Below are 16408 nucleotides of genomic sequence, written 5' to 3'. Positions count from 1 at the left end.
CCTGAATGAATTTTGTCATGAATAATCAATCTCTTAAATTCGCACGCCGTTGGCTTAAACCCGTCGCCTGTGGCCTGTTTTTTATTGCCCAGATCAATGCTTCGTGGGCGGGTATTGCGCTCGACCGTACACGCATGATTATCACCGGTGATGCTCGCTCGGTAAGTGCGAACTTAACCAACACCAGCCCGAGCATTCCATTTCTGGCTCAGTCGTGGGTAGAGGACGCCCACGGAACAAAAATTACCTCGCCATTAATGGTCTTACCGCCGCTGCAACGGATTAACGGTGGGCAGAAGGGAATCGCCCGCGTGACGAAAACCAGCGGAGTTAACGCGTTGCCACAGGATCGCGAGAGTCTGTTCTACCTGAACGTGCGTGAAATTCCGCCAAAACCGGATAAGCCGAACGTGCTGCAGCTGGCGATGCAGTCGCGGATCAAATTGTTCTATCGGCCGACAGCTATCGTGCCGGAAACGCCGGGGGCGGTGTGGCAAAACCAACTGATCTTTCACAAGCAGGGTCAGCGCTGGACCGTGGATAACCCAACGCCATACTTCGTCACCTTAATCGGCTTGAGCCGCAAACCTGAAGCCCAGGGCGGCGGCAGACTGACTGATTTCCCGGGGATTATGATCCCGCCAAAATCCTCTCTCGATTTCAAGGTTTCGGACGCCAGCGTCAGCCAGTTCAGCATGATGTACGTGAACGATTTTGGCGGTCACCCTGAATTGAAATTCAGCTGCACAGGCAATGTGTGTAAAGCATTGCCGATGGAGCAACAGCCCCGGTAAAGGACTCGTAAATGAAAAAGATGCTTTGCGCTCTGCTGATGGCAGGCATGGCCTGCTCGGTTCAGGCCACAAGCGGCCGCCATGATATGAGCAACGTTTCCGGCGAGTATGGCAACGTCCGCTTTCACGGTCGGGTATTCGTTTCGCCGTGCGTGCTGGATATGGCTTCACGCGATCAGACCATCGATCTCGGTGATATTTCCGCCAGCCGCTTTCGCCAGAGCGGCGATCGCAGCGATCCGGTATTGGTGACGCTGCACCTGAATGGCTGCTTAAAAGGCTCCGGGCACACGTTAAAGGACTTCCCTGGGCAGACCAGCGAGCTCCCTGAGCTGTCGCACAGTACGGTGGAGCGTGGCGTTTCGATGACACTGATGGCCGAAAGCGCGCCGGAAAACAGCGATCTTGGGCGGATTCGCGGCGATGTGCGCGGCGCGGGCATTCGGCTACTGACCGAACGCAACCAGTTGATCCACCTGAATCAACCGCAACGCATGTGGATCCTCAAGCCGGGCGATAACGCGATTCACTTTCTTGCCGCGCTGGAATCTTTTGGGCAGGAGGTGACCGCTGGCGAATTTAACGGTCTGGTCAGACTTAAGCTGGAGTATCTATGAGCGTATTGCACAAAGCGCTGCTGTGGGTCGTCCTGGCTGGCTGTCCGCTGGCCGGGCAGGCATTTACTCTCGGTGAGGGAGAACCTCAGGGCGGATCGCCGCATCAGTACGATATTGAACTGAACTCACTGGATGTCAGCAAAAACCACGAGGGCGGCAGAACGGATCCGTTCACCTGGAATTTAGGCAGTTGGTATGTCGTGGATTTTCATTGTGAGCAGGCCGACATCTCGCGCCAGCCGATTTACTACACCACCACGACCACCATGCCGCCCTCTAATCAGGGAGCGAACCGTTTTCGTCTGAATGATTACCTGGATGTGGAAGTGAAGGTATGGGTCGCCGGGCGGTATAACGACTACGTTCAGGCGCCGTTCACCAACTTTTCGAATCGCTACAACGACCATAACTGCAAAAAGCGCAAAGGCTACGAGCGAGCCACTAACATTGAAAGTGGCTCTAAAGGGAAAGTGACGTTTATTGTCACTAAACCCATTATTAACGGCATCAATATCACTTCTCAGTCGCTGGTGGAGGTTGCTGGACGTCTGGGCAGCGCTGGCCCTACGCCGACAACGCCAATTTCCCGTGTGGTCATTAAATCCGGGCTCATTACCGTGCCGGACAAATGCATCTTTAATCGCGGAGACAAAATCAGCATTGAATTTGGCGATCTGCCAGGCTCCGCCGCCCGGCTCAACGGCACCAACTACAGCAAGTCGATCCCCATTCATGTGGTCTGCGAGGGGGGGAGCTTCGATCAGGGCGCGTTGAACATTAATCTTGGCGTACAAACTACCACGGCGTCAGGCACGGCGGGATTTAACGATCATCTCCTCGGCACGCTAAGCGGCGGCCAAAAACGCGACGATCTCGGCATTGTGATTAAAGACGCGAGCGGCGGCACCGTCGTGCCCAATCAGTTCTACAACGTGAAGGGTTTTTACCAGAATCAGGGCGACTGGAATCTTACCGCCGCGCCGGTGGCCAAACCGGGCGTGGGAAGCGTCAAAGAAGGTGAGTTTGAAGCCTCCGCCACCGTTGTCGCGCAGTTTCAGTAGGGGGATGCCATGAGATTTACGCTGTTAATCGCCACCAGCGCGCTACTGCTTGGCGGCTTGGCGCAGGCCGACACTAAGCTGGTCGGCGGCGATATGTATTTTCACGGCACCATTCGAGCGCTGGCCTGCAGCCTTGCGCCAGGAGGCGACAAAATCGAGGTCGATTTCGGGCAAATCGCGACCCAGGATCTCTATCTCTCGGGGCGCAGTAAGCCGAAAAAATTCAGCATTGAGTTACGCGACTGCAACCCGGAGGTTTTTCGCGGGATCTCGGTCACTTTCAGCGGAAGTGAAGATGCGGAGCTGGCGGATCATCTGGCGCTGGATAGCAGTGAACAAGGCGCCTCCGGAATCGGCATCGGAATGAGCGAAGAGGATGGTACGGCAATTCGCCTTGATGAAAGCACGTCAGTCAAAGAGATTACTGAAGGCTCGATGACGCTGAACTTTTTGGCATGGGTCGCGGCGGAACCGTCGGCGTTAAAAAATCAGACTCTCGAATACGGCCCCTTCAGCGCCAGCGGGACCTGGACGCTGAACTACCAATAGCATGATGAACGCATTGCATCGTATTGCGCCGCTGCCGGCGCAGAAATTATTGCTGGTTGTCAGTCTGTTTTTCTGGGGTGGGGCAATGCATCTCTACTGGCCGAATAACGGGGGTAGCGGTTTGTCGTTGCCGCTAAATATAACGGCCTGGATTTATGCCGTTGTGCTGGCAGCTAGCGCATTGATGCTGGTACCTCGTCAACGCTGGCGGATAACTATACCCGCCGCGGGGTTTACGATGGGCGCGCTCATTCTGACGCTGCTTTGTCTATTGACGCCTGAGATTTGGCGGTCCGAGGCGCTGCTGGTGGCGGGGGCGTTGTCAGGAGGCGTGCTCGTCTATTTGGCGACGTTGCAAATTCCGCTTACGACAAACACGCTGACACTACTGTTGGCTCTGCTCTGGGGCGCGTGCGTCCTCGAATGTCTGGCGTTTACCTATCAATACTGGCATTGGCCGGGAGTGAATTACTGGGAGTTTGCCTGGCGGCGCGGTACGCGCCCCTACGGTATTTTTCAGCAGGTTAATCTGATGGCCAGCTTCACGGCGTGTGGCGTGCTGCTGTCAGCATTGCTCTATTTACGGCTACGTGGCGGATATCGAATTATCATCGCGATTGCTCTGGTGATAATGGGATTTGTTCTGCATGAGTCTCAGTCGCAAACCGGTTACCTGTCTGTGGCGGTAGGCGAGGCCTTGCTGCTGGCTGTTTTTCCTGCGCAGCGCCGTACGCTGCTGTTACTCCTGCTGCCGCTGGCGATAGGCATGATTGCGGGCGCGCTTGCCCGCCATTTCTTGTCGGTGGTGACGGTTAATCACCTGACGACCTCTCAGGTGCGCTGGACGGTGTTGAAAGCATCGCTGGCATTATTTGCCGAACGTCCGTGGACAGGATGGGGCGTGGGCAGTTTCGCCGCCGTGTTTCTTGAACGCGCGGGGCCGTTGGGGCTGAGCAGCATCTCGCATCCGCATAACGAACTGGCGCTGTGGCTGGTGGAAGGCGGGCTGGTTGGGCTGGTAGGAGCGCTTTGTTTTATGGCAAGTGGTTTATGGCTCTGGCTATACGGCAATCGCTGGCATCGCGCCTGCCTGGTGGCGGCGCTACCCGTGGTTATCCATATGTTGACGGAATACCCCGTCAGGCAGTCAACGCCACACTGGTTACTGCTGATTTTGTTGCTTCGTTGCGCAGACTGCCGGCGAAAAGGGGCCCGGCTGCCGTTCACCCTGGCGTCGCTGTTGCGTGCCGTGGCATCGATCGCGGTTGCTGTCATCACTCCATTGTTGTTTCTCACGCTGCAGACACAACAGCAACTGACGCTGGCGGAGCGACAATCGACGCAGTGGCGTCTGGCCGAATCTCTCCCTGTGGGAGGCTGGCTGCTTGCCACTCGCTACCGGTTTGATGTCCAGATGGGGTATCTACAACGATATCAACATACCCGTGATGAGCGTTGGCTGGCAGCCGTTCGCCGCTGGGCGCCTGACTATGTGCGTGTTCAACCGGACCCGAATGTCTCCTTCACGCAGATCTTGCTGGCGTTGCAGCAGAGGGACCTGGCCGAGGCGCATCGTCTGGCGACGCGCTTTTGTCTGTTATACCCGAACGATAGGCGTATTCCATGGCTGCAGGATGCACGACGTCCTTTTAATCAAATAATGGAGTGAGATAAGCAAATCCTCTTATAGACCAGCGCCCATCACTGAGACAGAACGACCTGCGCGAGCCGATCGGTGATGTTATCAAGCGTGCAAATCTTAAAACGATGGTCCCGTGAATCAGAGAGGATGATCGTTTCTCCGTCGCCTTCGATTTCAAGGATAAATCTTGCCCCCAGACGTCTGGAATTTTTATAGCGAGTGCTGATTCGTTGGGGGGAGCAGTCGTTGATGATGCTTAAATAGGGAAATTGCTGACGCAGGCTACGTCCGAGCAGCATTGCCTTAGCAGCCACACGGGGCTGGCCTGCAATAATCACAATGTCGGTCGGCGGATGTGCTCTGGCGGGTTGGGGACGATAACCGAGCAGAGTGACAATCGGCTCCATCATGAATGCAAAACCGCAGGCGGAAACCGGTTTTTCAGCAATACGGCTGGCGCAGGCGTCGTATCGGCCGCCGCGGCTGATGATTAACTCGCGCTCCATGGCGATGCTGCGCCATTCAAAGACCAGCTGACAATAGTCATTGGCGGGAAACAGCGCAGGATCGTACTGCCAGGCAATACCGGCTTGGGTCAGGGCATGCTGAAGGCGCTGGAACCGATGACGGGAGTCAACGGTAATAAAATCCGCCAGGCAGGGCGCCGCAGGAGCAAGACGCTGAAGAAGGATATCCTCATGATGGATCAACCACTCCGGATGTTTCTCCAGCCAGTGCTGCTGCTCCGGGTTCAGCAAACGCGAGATGGGCTGATAGTAATCGCGCAACGCCCGGCGGAAAGCCGCCAACGAGGCCTCGTCACCCAGCATATTAATATGCAGTTCCGCCATTTCACCGAGGCCAATACGCCTGAAGAAAACCGCCTGCATAACCAGATGCTCAAGTTCGATATCAACGCCCGGCATGCCGAAGGCTTCGACGCCAATTTGATGATTTTGCCGGATATCTCCATCCAGGGAGCGTTGACGGAACATGGCGCCCGAATACCAAATCCGGCTCATTACTGCGGTATGAGGGTTATCGGCCATCAGGCGCAGACATCCGGTTGTCCCATCGCCACGTAATTTTCCCTTGTCGGCCATCACCGGGCCGCCTGGGGCGAATAGCGATGTATGTTCAAGTAAGGGTAACCTGATTTGTTGATAGCCATGCTGGCGCAGAAACTGTTCAGCCTGAAGTTCCAGCCAGGTCCACTGTTCTGATGGAGAGGATTCATATTTACGCGGGCGGCCGCAATGTCGTGCCCGCAGCGGCCTTTCCATCTGGGCTTCAAGTTGCTGGCTCAATGCTGGCGAGGCGAGCAGGCAATTTTGCGCCAACGCATGGCGAATCCTGGTCACCAGCGCCCGATTTACCGGTTGCCGGCAGAATTCCTGGAAGTGGGCCTGTCGCTGTTGCTCATTCTCACCGAGCTTGAGCCAGACAGGATGGGGGACTATCAAACCTGAAGGCTGATTACCGTGACTATGGCACCCCGGGCTCCCGTCCTCGTCACATTCAATAAAGCGCTTCACGGCCAGGAAATAGGTTTCAGGTTCCAGGGGACTGCATAAGTAGCGGCTGTCCCACAATGCGCCATGCCGTTGGTAACGACGATTGTAATAAGGCACATAGCTGCGTCCGATATGCTGAATAAAACGGCTCAGCGCCTGTTTATCCGGAGCGCTGACCAGCAGCAGGATACGTGGGACGGCAAGTGACCAACTATGAATAGACACGGCGTAACGTTGCGCCGCGTCTTGCATACACCGTTCGAAGGCCGAGTAATCCTCCTCGTGGCGGAATAACTCCTCGCCATTATGCCCGCGAAGCTGCGCCATATGCGGCATCCCCGGAATAAATAATCTGTTTTTTCTCGGCATGTCCACGGTTCTCTGCTTAAGGATCTCGCTGTGTGTCAGGGTGAAATGCTGAAGGCGGGATTAGCGCCGGGACGAGTACCGTCCTGCCGCACGGTACCCAATCTGGACGTGTTTACTGGCAGTGCTGTTGCAGCCAGTCAATGAGCGCTTTCTCTTCGAGCGTCATTTGACGGGAGCTGGCGAGGTCCCACAGCCGTATCTCATTGTCGGTATTCAGCGTGATTATCGCGCGACACTGACTTTGCAGGGCGGTCTGATGCTGGCGTTTAAGTTTGTTGCCGCTGCAATCCACCATCACGCTTAACTTTTCAATACGTTGGCGCAGTAGCTCCGCCAGCATCTGGGCCCGCAGGCCATCATCCTGACATTCACTGGTAATGACCACGTCAGGGTGAAAATGCCACAACGGATTATCTTTCTGGCTGACGGTCTGAATGAGTAACAGCAGGCGTTCGATACCGATGGCAAAACCGCAGGCTGGCAACGCCTTCGGATTGAATAACTCCGCCAGGCCGTCGTAACGGCCACCACCACAGACAGTACCCTGCGAGCCCAGTTCATCAGTCACCCACTCAAACACGGTGCGGGTGTAGTAATCCAGCCCGCGCACCAGACGCGGATTGATGGTATAGGGGATGTCGGCCTTATCAAGCAGTTCGCAGAGCAGCGAAAAATGGTGACGGGACTCTTCGGACAGGTAATCCAGCAATCGCGGCGCCTGTTCCAGCATAGGTTGCATGGTCGGATTTTTGCTGTCGAGGATGCGTAATGGGTTGGTTTCCAGCCGTTTGAGGCTATCTTCATCCAGTTGCTCACGATGAGCATTAAACCAGTCAACAAGGGCGGCTTTATGGGCCCGCCGTTCATCCGGCGTGCCCAGAGAATTAATTTCCAGCCTGACATGCGGGGTCAGGCCCAGCTCCTGGAACAAATCACGGACCATAAAAATCATTTCAGCATCGACGTCCGGCCCGGCCATGCCGAAGGCTTCAGCACCGAACTGCGTGAACTGACGCAGCCGTCCCTTCTGCGGGCGTTCATAGCGAAACATCGGGCCCTGATACCACAGGCGCTGGGTTTTGTTGTAACACAGATTATTTTCCAGTACCGCACGCATACAGCCGCTGGTCCCCTCGGGTCGCAGCGTAATCTGTTCGCCGCTTTTATCCGTAAAGTTGTACATTTCTTTGGCAACGATATCTGTGGCTTCGCCAACAGCACGTTCGAATAAGGCGACCGGTTCCAGCAGGGGTAAGCGGATCTCCTGGTAACCATAACGGTAGGTCAGACGCCGGAATTTATTTTCAAGCCACTGCCAGATTGGCGTTTCGGCGGGCAGTACGTCGCGCATACCACGTATGGCTTTTAACTTTGCACTCATCGTTTATGACTCCTGATGCGAAATTCCCATATACTGTGCAGGTCTGGCGGGTTCCGGTTGGCGCTGCAACCCACCAGATTGTCCAGCGGGCAGCGGCAGTTTGCCGCTGCTCACTCTTATGCCGCCCGTTGCGCCAGGTCGGCAATCACGTCATCGATCAGCGCATCAATCCGGGAACTGTCCAGGTGGTGAGCGGTGGTGATCAGATGGGCTACGTTGCCGGACGTTGCCAGGCAGTGTTTCTTCCATACCCATTCAGAAGGCTTCGGAAAGACCACCGTGATGGAGTTTTTGTGGCACAGCGCGTCAATACCTGCTGCTTTAAAGCGATCCACGGCGTATTTCGCCATGTTGAGGCTGTGACCAATGCGGCGATGCCATTCGGCATCGGTATGGCTGCGAACGGCGGCCCACATCATCAAAGGGGTATGACCGTTGCGTGACCCTGAAATCGTTTTATCGTGGGCGGAGATGTAGTCGATCTCTACGCTGATACGGTCGACGTTGGCTTTCTTGGCTACCACAATGCCGCATGGAATCGGGGAGCCGATCATTTTGTGTCCGGAAACGCCAATCGAATCGATACCATCCGCGAAGGTAAACGGTTGTGGATCCTCCACGAAAGGCAAGATCATGCCGCTTAGCGCGGCATCCGCGTGTAGATAATAATCTTCACGTGGGATCCCCAGCGCAGCGATACGTTTCTGTATCTCAGCGATATTATCAACAGCGCCGCGTACCGTTGTGCCAATATTGGCGAAAATGATGGGATGGCGTTCGCCTGAGGTCCTGATTTTATTGATCAAATCGTCATAATCCATTTCTCCGTCTGGCTGAGATTCCACCAGTTGCGATTTGATACGCAGCAGTTTGACGATTTTGGCGACGGAATAGTGAGTATCTTTTGAATAGTAGAGCGTGCCTTCCGGGAACAGTTCTCTTCCCAGATAGCAACCAAACATATTACTTTCTGTGCCACCGTTGGTGACATAGCCCCAGCTTTCCGCAAAGGGGATTTTGAATATGCCGGAGAAATACTCCATGACTTCTTTTTCAAAGTCGAAAGAGTTGAGTAAATAGTTACAGTACTCCCCCCAGTCACCACAGTTATTAATTGAGAAACGCAGAAAACGCTCCAGCATGGTGTAATCAAAATCAGCAGATTCAGGGTAGCCAATATTAAAGTAGCGATTTTTTACACAGTATGACCAAAATGCATCGAGTTTATTTTGATCGGCAATAGATAAAGACATATGAATCTCCATATTTATGTTGGTGAATAAAATATTATTTTTGAAGGTAAAGAATATCCTGGCCTTTTTTATTACGTCCGGCCGCGACAAAAGAAAACAGAGGAATGGTTACCATCATCATAATTGTGCCCCAGAAAATGGAATCGGTACCTGAACCGAGCAGGGCGAATATACTGTAAATCATACCGATGACAGTCAGGACGCAATAAAACATAAAACCACGTCCACGGTTGAGCTTTTTAGATACCATGATGATAGGTAGCGCGATAATGGCATACATATAAGGCAGCAGGGAGGCAAATACCGACATCAGAATCACCACCTGGAACTGTTTGGCGAGATCGGGGGAAGCCGTCAGTAACAGCACCAGACTCATCAGCACGCCAGAAATAATCAGACCTTTCATCGGGACATCATTTTTATTGGTCTCGGCGAAAATCTGCGGAAATAACCCCTGTTTCGCCCCGGCCCGCGGCCCTTCTGACTGTAGAATCAACCAGCCGGAAATGGAGCCAAAACAGGCGATAATACTCAGCGCGGAGGCGATGTTGCCGGCCATATCGCCAAACATATAGCGTGCCGCATCGGCGAATGGGGCGGCAGATTTGACCAGTTCGGCGTGGGGAACCAGGCCCATGATAACGGTACAGCTACCGACGTAACATACGGAGGCAATCAGCAGACCATATACGGTTGCGCGAGGTACCGTGCGTTCAGGATTTTCCACCTGTCCGCTGGAAACCACGGCGGATTCCACCCCTAAGAAACCCCACAGCGCAATGGAGGCCGCGGAGACGATCGCTGAGCTGTCGCTGTTGCCCGTCCCGTTGTAGACTTCAGAGAACATTTTCGGGTCAAACCAGAACCAGCCGACAATGCCCACACCCAGTACGACGACCAGCATGCAGCTGGCGGTGAAGGACTGCGCGCGCCCGGCCGTTTTAGCCCCCAGGCTGCCTAAGGCAATAAATGCCCACAGAATAGCGATAGCGGTGATACAACCGTAAACCGGATTATGCAGCGCCGGGAAGAAGTAGCTCAGATAGCCGACCCCGGCGACGAGGAGCGCGACGTTGCCAATCCAGGCGCTAATCCAGTAGCAAATCGTCGTTTGAAAACCGATGAAAGGGCCAAACGCATCGCTGGCATAGGCCACGATCCCTCCCGCGCGAGGGGTAATGAGGCTGGTTTTAGCGAAAACCAACGCCAACGCAATTACGCCAATAATAGTAAACAACCATCCCCATAGTGAAATATATCCCACTCCGGCGAGATTGGTCGGCAACATAAAAACACCGGAACCCATCATATTTGATGCGGTCACAAGGGTTAGTGCTGTTAACCCCATTTTTTGCGCAGTACCCGCGCTGACGCTTCCCATATATATCCCCTCTGTATTAAGTAAATGCTTACTTGGTTATTAAACGCATTTTTTCACAGGGCAGGGGTGGGAATATGATCTACATCATTTTTTGAAAATGATGTGAGCTAATACATATTAATTTTGGTACATTTTTTAAACAGTGATTAGGTAATTCACTCCGTCCCCTTTTTTATTTAATCATCAAGGTTAGTGGTGATTGTGTAATAAATAACGGGAGGGCTAATTTTTATAGGCGAGCGCTACAGTGAGTAGCTGCTGATTTTTTGGATGCAAAAAATAAGGGGCAAAAGCCCCTTATTTTTACTTCAACGTACCTAATTAGTAAGTTTCACCGCTCTACAGGTGGTTTACTGGACCGGCTGGTACTTTTCGCCATGCTGGCAAACACGCCGTCGCGGAATATCCATGCGTGCACTAATGCCGCAGAGAGATGTAGCAACACCACCGCAAAGAGCAGTTTAGCTAGCAGGCGATGGGCATCGTGAAACCAGGCAAAAAGCAGCGGGCTGGTCGGGGTAATGGCCGGAAGGTTAAGCCCTTCAAACATAACAATCGGAACGCCCGCTGCCGACAGTTGCGCCCAGCCAAGCAATGGCATTGCCAGCATCAGCGCGTATAGCGCCCAGTGTGACGCTTTTGCCGCTAGTACCTGCAACCGTGAGAGCTCCGCAGGAAGAGGTGGCTGCCCGCTATAAAACCGGTTGGCCAGGCGGATGAGCGCCAGCAGCAAAATAGCGATCCCCAATGGCCGATGTACATCCACCAACCAAATGCGATGGTGTAATGAAGTCATCATAGCTGCGCCGATGAACAGCATGGTCAGGATCATGATTGCCATCAGCCAATGCAGATATCTCGCCAGAGGGTTGAAATGCTGCGGCGCGCGCGCTTGCTTGTGGTGATTAGAGTTCATTTAACCTCCGTTTTTTGCACGGCTTCGGTTGCTTTGCCATAGCCAATTTCCCGTTCGCGACGGCTCCAGGAATGCGAATAGGCGCCAGAGCGCGCATTTAAGACGGGATCGTTAGAGACCTCTACTCCAGCAGGCACGATGGAGGGATCAAAGTTAACGTCACGGCAGGCGCCTTCGGCTTGGGCGACGAGTTGGGTGACTTTGAGCGTACCGGCGATGACCTGCTGGCGATCGTTTGGCCATGGCTGCGAAGGGTCATCCACCGCGTCGCCAGCTTGGGCGAGTTGCAATACCAAATCCCAGTAAATAGGATGCTGAGAAAGTCGCTGCTGTAATTGTTCGAACAGGAAGTTATGGTCGGCTTTCTGTCGCTGTTCATCAGCGATAGAGACAAATGGATCGTGTGGCCGCATCATCCAGCGTACGGGCTGGCGCTGGCGGTCGGCGTTCACGAGATAGAAAGCGTTAATACTATAAAATGTCGCCCCGGCAAAGCCGCCTGGCGCTGGCTTTTGCGCCGCCCACTGTAAATATTTACCGGCTTCCGGGTAGTCCTGTAAAAATACCGCAAGACGCTGCGGATCGGGCTTACCGGTGGCCGGGTCGACGGCGGTGGCTTTCTTCATGGCAAGAAAGCCCTCCGGGTTTCGGGTGGCGAAGTAGGGCTCGTTGTTCATTGCCATGCGCCACTGCTGTTTATCGTCCGTTTTCAGTAGCAGCGCCATGCTCAGGGTTTTCGTTGAATTATCAGCCGCGTGTGGATTACCTGCGCCAATGGAGAATCGCCCGACAACGGGGGTTTCCGACTGTGAAAAGAGCCGCGCGGTGGAATAAGAAACGGCTGGAGCGGCTGGCTCGAACGTTCCGCTAAAACAGATCCCTTTGCCGTGCGCCCGGCGAAACCCGGCAGGAAACGGCTTGTCTGGATCGGGGACTAATGACTGGCTGGTGGTTCGCGAACCCAGCCAACCAGAGGTCCAGGCGAATGCCGCTGCCGTTGCCCCGACGATGACCGCGATCGACGCCAGCGCGCGCCAGGTATTTGGGGATCGGAAATCCAGTTTTGACATAGACGTATCCATCGTTAAGTTTTATTTCACGTCACGCGTGATATATCGCACGCAACACGTTTAATATCGTGAGAATACAGGGGGTGTTGATATCTGAATGTCGCCTTTATATATTTTTGTGCTGCAAAGATATTTCTTCTTGAAATTATTGTTTATAATAAAATCATTGTGATTTAGTTGGTTACGTTTTTTCTTTAACCGCTTTTTAATTTCTTCATTAAGTATCATGATAATAATTATAATTGGTGCGCGAACGAAAGAAACAATATCACGAAAAGTTTATACTTCTGTTCAGTTAACGTGATAATAAAAAATGTCATTATCTGCGCTGGTTGGCCGGCATTACCAACCCGATTCAGGGTATAGTGAAAGCCAAAGTGGTCTCGGGACACATAGCCTTCAGCGTGACGAGGGTAATGTGTTGAGCGATACATCTATGCCTGATGGATTTCACTGAAAAATTAAAGCGATGAACGATAAAAAATGGATTAAAGCAGAAGACGTGGCGAAACTTGCCGGCGTTTCCCGTTCAGCCGTCTCCCGCGCTTTCACGCCTGGGGCCTCGGTGTCGCCGAAAACCCGCGCCAAAGTGCAGGCCGCCGCGGAAGCTCTGGGCTACCAGGTCAATATCATCGCCCGTACGATGAACACCGGCAGCAGCAACTTTATCGGCATCATCACTTCAGGGTTCGATAACCCTTTTCGCAGTAAGCTGCTGGCGCCGCTGATCCACCAGCTGGCGCTGCATGGATTTATGCCATTGTTGATGAACGCCGATGATCCGCAGCAGTTAGCTCCTTCGCTAAAACATCTTCTCAGCTATCACGTCGCTGGCGTCATTATCACCTCTGGCGCGCCGCCGCTGGAGCTGGCTGAGGAGTATCTTGCGCGCAAAATTCCCGTTACGCTTATCAACCGTCATGCTGAACTTCCCGGTTGCGACCGCGTCAGCAGCGATAACGCGCTCGGCGGGAAACTGGCCGCTGAGCTGTTGCACGCAGGCCAGTGCCGGGACGTCGGTTTTATTGGCGAAAATCGTGACAATTTCAGCACCCGGCAGCGCTACGAGGGGTTTATTCACCATGCCAGCGGGCTGGCTGTCACGGCGCATTTCTGCGAAACGGGCGGTTATCAGTCCGGTTTTGCGGCCGCTCGTCGGCTCGCCGCGGAAAGGCCAGGATTGCAGGCGCTGTTTTGCGCCACCGATATGCTGGCGATTGGGGCGATGGATGGGCTACGAGCGGATAATCCAGCAGCCGTCCTTCCGGCAATTATTGGCTTCGACGATATTCCCCAGGCGGAATGGCAACCCTATCAACTTACCACTATCCAGCAGGACACCACGCTGTTGGCTTATCACGCGGTGGAGATGCTGGTTAGCCGGATCGCCAAATTCAATCAACCTTCACGTCACCGCGAAGTCGCTGTGAAATTAATAATTCGTAATAGCGCTAAATGAAAAATTCATTTTATGATGAATCGATCACAGAATTATCGCTAAAATCCATCCACACTCACTGCGCTCTTCGGGGCTTTTTTAAATAAAATTGCACACGTGTGCAAAAGGAGCAAATGATGACATCACTGGATTCCTCTGCGCTACAGGCCCGCTATCGCCTGGCCTGCGAGCTGGCGAAAGCGGGTGCCGAGCTGGCTTTCGAATACTATCAGCAGCGCGAGGCGCTGGCGGTAGAGCATAAGGGCAATGACCTTCAGGACGTGGTGAGCGTGGCCGATAAACGCGTAGAAGCCTTTGTTAAGCAGCGCATTACTGATGCGTTTGCGGAGGATGGTTTTCTTGGCGAAGAGAGCGGTACGCAGATGCCGGACGCCAGGGTGCTATGGGTGGTTGATCCCATTGATGGCACCAGCTGTTTTTTGAATGGGCTGCATACCTGGTGCTTGTCGCTGGCGATCGTCGTTGACGGCGAGCCGGTGGTTGGCGTCGTCTACGATCCCAACCATCGTGAACTGTTCCACGCGCTACGGGGCCATGGTGCCTGGCTCAATGAGACGCCAATTCGCCCACATCCCGCAGCAACGGTCAAAGAAGGGGTGATGGGCGTCGGAACGTCGCATCGGGTGACGCCGGCGCAATTCCTGCCTTTTCTTGACGCGCTGCTCAGCGATGGCGGCATGTTCATCCGCAATGGCTCCGGCGCGTTGATGAGCGCATGGGCGGCCGCCGGGCGCCTGATTGGCTACTACGAACCGCACATGAACCCGTGGGATGCCTTACCCGGTCTGGTGTTGATGCGCGAAGCGGGGGGCGTCGCCAACGACTTTCTGGCGCAAGAGGGGATTCGCCATGGTAACCCCCTCCTGCTGGCCAGCCAAACGCTGTATCCCCAACTCAAAAATATGATTCTTCAACCATTACATTAACCCTTACAGGTTCGGGCTGTTTCTGATTATGTACCCTACACAGTAACGATAACGACCCTCACGGACGAAGCACATCAATCAGTCAAGCCTCCGACCGTCGGAGAAACTATTATGTCTGGAATTATTCATTTTTTCCGGGCGTCGCCGCCGCAAGCGGGCGCCGCGTTTGATGAAAAACGTTTTCGCCGGGTACGTTGGCAAACGTTTATTGCTATGACCCTGGCCTACGTGACGTTCTACGTCTGCCGCTTATCGTTCACCGTGGCGAAAAGCGCGCTGGTGGAATTAGGCATTACCCCAACGGAGTTGGGAATGATTGGTTCGACGCTATTCTTTAGCTACGCCATCGGTAAACTGGTTAACGGTTTTATCGCCGATCATGCCAACGTGGTGCGTTACATGAGCCTTGGGCTATTGCTCAGCGCCGGGATGAACTTGCTGATGGGCATGACCACCAATGCCATGCTGCTGGCTATCTTTTGGGGGATTAACGGCTGGGCGCAGTCGATGGGCGTCGGTCCTTGTGCGGTTTCGCTGGCGCGCTGGTACGGCTTTAAAGAGCGGGGAACGTTTTACGCCATCTGGTCGACGGCGCATAACATCGGCGAGGCCATGACCTACATGGTGATCGCCGCGGTGATCGCGGGTTTTGGCTGGCAAATGGGTTACCTCTCCACGGCTGCGCTCGGCGCCGCTGGCGTGGTGCTGTTACTGCTGTTTATGCGCGATTCGCCACAGAGCAGCGGCTTTCCCTCCATTAACGTGATTCGTGATGAACCGCAGGAAGAGACTGAAGCGCGGGGATCGGTGTTCAAAAACCAACTGCTGGCATTGCGTAACCCGGCGCTGTGGACGCTGGCGCTGGCATCGGCATTTATGTATATCGACCGTTATGCGGTGAACTCGTGGGGAATCTTCTTTCTGGAGCAGGATAAAGCCTATTCCACCCTTGAGGCTTCAGGCATCATCGGCGTTAACGCGATCGCCGGTATCGCCGGGACCATCATCGCCGGCATGCTCTCTGACCGCTTTTTCCCGCGCAATCGCAGCGTCATGGCCGGGTTTATCAGCCTGCTGAACACCGCGGGTTTCGCCTTAATGCTCTGGTCGCCGCATAATTACTACACCGACATCCTGGCGATGATCGTCTTCGGCGCGACCATCGGCGCGTTAACCTGTTTCCTCGGAGGATTGATCGCCGTCGATATCTCTTCACGCAAAGCGGCGGGGGCAGCGCTGGGAACCATTGGTATTGCCAGCTATGCCGGGGCGGGGTTGGGCGAATTTCTGACCGGGATCATTATCGATAAAACCGCGATCCTCGAAAACGGGAAAACGCTTTATGATTTCAGCACGCTGGCGTTGTTCTGGATAGGCACCGGATTGGGTTCCGCGTTACTCTGTTTTACCACCGCCGCCATCGTCGCCCGACGCCATGCCGTCGAACGGCAGACTTCATTCTCCTCATAACTGATT

At 54.1% G+C, this 16408-nt stretch carries 14 protein-coding genes; 8 read left to right on the top strand and 6 right to left on the bottom strand.

The window, feature by feature from the left end:
• Positions 1-17 precede the first annotated feature (17 nt).
• Genes EAE_RS02670 through EAE_RS02650 form a run of 5 tightly spaced genes read left to right on the top strand, consistent with a single transcriptional unit; the run spans position 18 to position 4690 of the window.
• Positions 18-794: a fimbrial biogenesis chaperone gene (locus tag EAE_RS02670; protein ID WP_015703382.1), complete on the top strand. Its 777-nt coding sequence runs from the start codon at positions 18-20 to the stop codon at positions 792-794.
• Positions 795-805: 11 nt separating this feature from the next.
• Positions 806-1411, top strand: coding sequence for a fimbrial protein (locus EAE_RS02665; RefSeq protein WP_015703381.1), 606 nt, complete (start codon positions 806-808; stop codon positions 1409-1411).
• Complete coding sequence (locus tag EAE_RS02660) at positions 1408-2472, top strand: fimbrial protein (protein WP_015369834.1); 1065 nt, start codon at positions 1408-1410, stop codon at positions 2470-2472. Before EAE_RS02665 ends, EAE_RS02660 begins: the two co-directional genes overlap by 4 nt.
• Positions 2473-2481: 9 nt before the next feature.
• Positions 2482-3021, top strand: a complete 540-nt coding sequence (locus tag EAE_RS02655; protein ID WP_015369835.1) for a fimbrial protein — start codon at positions 2482-2484, stop codon at positions 3019-3021.
• A 1-nt stretch (position 3022) separates the two neighbouring features.
• Positions 3023-4690 carry an O-antigen ligase family protein gene (locus EAE_RS02650; protein ID WP_015703380.1) on the top strand — a complete coding sequence of 556 codons (1668 nt, stop codon included), beginning with the start codon at positions 3023-3025 and terminating at the stop codon, positions 4688-4690.
• Between the two features lie 32 nt (positions 4691-4722).
• Here the strand turns inward: EAE_RS02650 and EAE_RS02645 are convergent, their stop codons facing one another.
• The 6 genes from EAE_RS02645 to EAE_RS02620 form a co-directional block, all read right to left on the bottom strand.
• Positions 4723-6504 carry an ATP phosphoribosyltransferase regulatory subunit gene (locus EAE_RS02645; RefSeq protein WP_015703379.1) on the bottom strand — a complete coding sequence of 594 codons (1782 nt, stop codon included), beginning with the start codon at positions 6502-6504 and terminating at the stop codon, positions 4723-4725.
• Positions 6505-6658: 154 nt separating this feature from the next.
• Positions 6659-7927: a histidine--tRNA ligase gene (hisS, locus tag EAE_RS02640; protein ID WP_015703378.1), complete on the bottom strand. Its 1269-nt coding sequence runs from the start codon at positions 7925-7927 to the stop codon at positions 6659-6661.
• Between the two features lie 116 nt (positions 7928-8043).
• Positions 8044-9180 (bottom strand): histidine decarboxylase, encoded by a 1137-nt coding sequence (locus EAE_RS02635; protein ID WP_015369839.1) that lies wholly within the window; start codon positions 9178-9180, stop codon positions 8044-8046.
• Positions 9181-9214: 34 nt separating this feature from the next.
• Complete coding sequence (gene hdcC, locus EAE_RS02630) at positions 9215-10561, bottom strand: histidine-histamine antiporter (protein ID WP_015703377.1); 1347 nt, start codon at positions 10559-10561, stop codon at positions 9215-9217.
• 331 nt (positions 10562-10892) lie between these two features.
• Positions 10893-11477 carry a cytochrome b gene (locus EAE_RS02625; RefSeq protein ID WP_015703376.1) on the bottom strand — a complete coding sequence of 195 codons (585 nt, stop codon included), beginning with the start codon at positions 11475-11477 and terminating at the stop codon, positions 10893-10895.
• Positions 11474-12547 carry a catalase family peroxidase gene (locus EAE_RS02620; RefSeq protein ID WP_015703375.1) on the bottom strand — a complete coding sequence of 358 codons (1074 nt, stop codon included), beginning with the start codon at positions 12545-12547 and terminating at the stop codon, positions 11474-11476. Before EAE_RS02620 ends, EAE_RS02625 begins: the two co-directional genes overlap by 4 nt.
• 502 nt (positions 12548-13049) lie before the next feature.
• Here EAE_RS02620 and EAE_RS02615 point away from each other — a divergent pair.
• The 3 genes from EAE_RS02615 (at position 13050) to EAE_RS02605 (ending at position 16402) form a co-directional block, all read left to right on the top strand.
• Entirely contained in the window at positions 13050-14006 is a 957-nt protein-coding gene (locus tag EAE_RS02615) for a LacI family DNA-binding transcriptional regulator (protein ID WP_162198565.1), read from the top strand.
• 116 nt (positions 14007-14122) lie between these two features.
• Positions 14123-14932: an inositol monophosphatase family protein gene (locus EAE_RS02610; protein ID WP_015703373.1), complete on the top strand. Its 810-nt coding sequence runs from the start codon at positions 14123-14125 to the stop codon at positions 14930-14932.
• Positions 14933-15043: 111 nt separating this feature from the next.
• Entirely contained in the window at positions 15044-16402 is a 1359-nt protein-coding gene (locus EAE_RS02605; protein ID WP_015703372.1) for an MFS transporter, read from the top strand.
• Positions 16403-16408: the final 6 nt, after the last annotated feature.

It is taken from the genome of Klebsiella aerogenes KCTC 2190, from assembly GCF_000215745.1.
Classification (GTDB): Bacteria; Pseudomonadota; Gammaproteobacteria; order Enterobacterales; family Enterobacteriaceae; genus Klebsiella; species Klebsiella aerogenes.
Note: the sequence above shows the minus strand (reverse complement) of the source record. Positions and strands in the feature narration are given on the sequence as shown.

What these genes read in the sequence shown, in the direction of transcription:
- hisS (WP_015703378.1), bottom strand. Translation starts at nt 7,927, where the DNA reads ATGAGTGCAAAGTTAAAAGCCATACGTGGTATGCGCGACGTACTGCCC.
- EAE_RS02665 (WP_015703381.1), top strand. Translation starts at nt 806, where the DNA reads ATGAAAAAGATGCTTTGCGCTCTGCTGATGGCAGGCATGGCCTGCTCG.
- EAE_RS02605 (WP_015703372.1), top strand. Translation starts at nt 15,044, where the DNA reads ATGTCTGGAATTATTCATTTTTTCCGGGCGTCGCCGCCGCAAGCGGGC.
- EAE_RS02645 (WP_015703379.1), bottom strand. Translation starts at nt 6,504, where the DNA reads ATGGCGCAGCTTCGCGGGCATAATGGCGAGGAGTTATTCCGCCACGAG.
- EAE_RS02650 (WP_015703380.1), top strand. Translation starts at nt 3,023, where the DNA reads ATGATGAACGCATTGCATCGTATTGCGCCGCTGCCGGCGCAGAAATTA.
- EAE_RS02660 (WP_015369834.1), top strand. Translation starts at nt 1,408, where the DNA reads ATGAGCGTATTGCACAAAGCGCTGCTGTGGGTCGTCCTGGCTGGCTGT.
- EAE_RS02655 (WP_015369835.1), top strand. Translation starts at nt 2,482, where the DNA reads ATGAGATTTACGCTGTTAATCGCCACCAGCGCGCTACTGCTTGGCGGC.
- EAE_RS02625 (WP_015703376.1), bottom strand. Translation starts at nt 11,477, where the DNA reads ATGAACTCTAATCACCACAAGCAAGCGCGCGCGCCGCAGCATTTCAAC.
- hdcC (WP_015703377.1), bottom strand. Translation starts at nt 10,561, where the DNA reads ATGGGAAGCGTCAGCGCGGGTACTGCGCAAAAAATGGGGTTAACAGCA.
- EAE_RS02620 (WP_015703375.1), bottom strand. Translation starts at nt 12,547, where the DNA reads ATGTCAAAACTGGATTTCCGATCCCCAAATACCTGGCGCGCGCTGGCG.
- EAE_RS02670 (WP_015703382.1), top strand. Translation starts at nt 18, where the DNA reads ATGAATAATCAATCTCTTAAATTCGCACGCCGTTGGCTTAAACCCGTC.
- EAE_RS02635 (WP_015369839.1), bottom strand. Translation starts at nt 9,180, where the DNA reads ATGTCTTTATCTATTGCCGATCAAAATAAACTCGATGCATTTTGGTCA.
- EAE_RS02610 (WP_015703373.1), top strand. Translation starts at nt 14,123, where the DNA reads ATGACATCACTGGATTCCTCTGCGCTACAGGCCCGCTATCGCCTGGCC.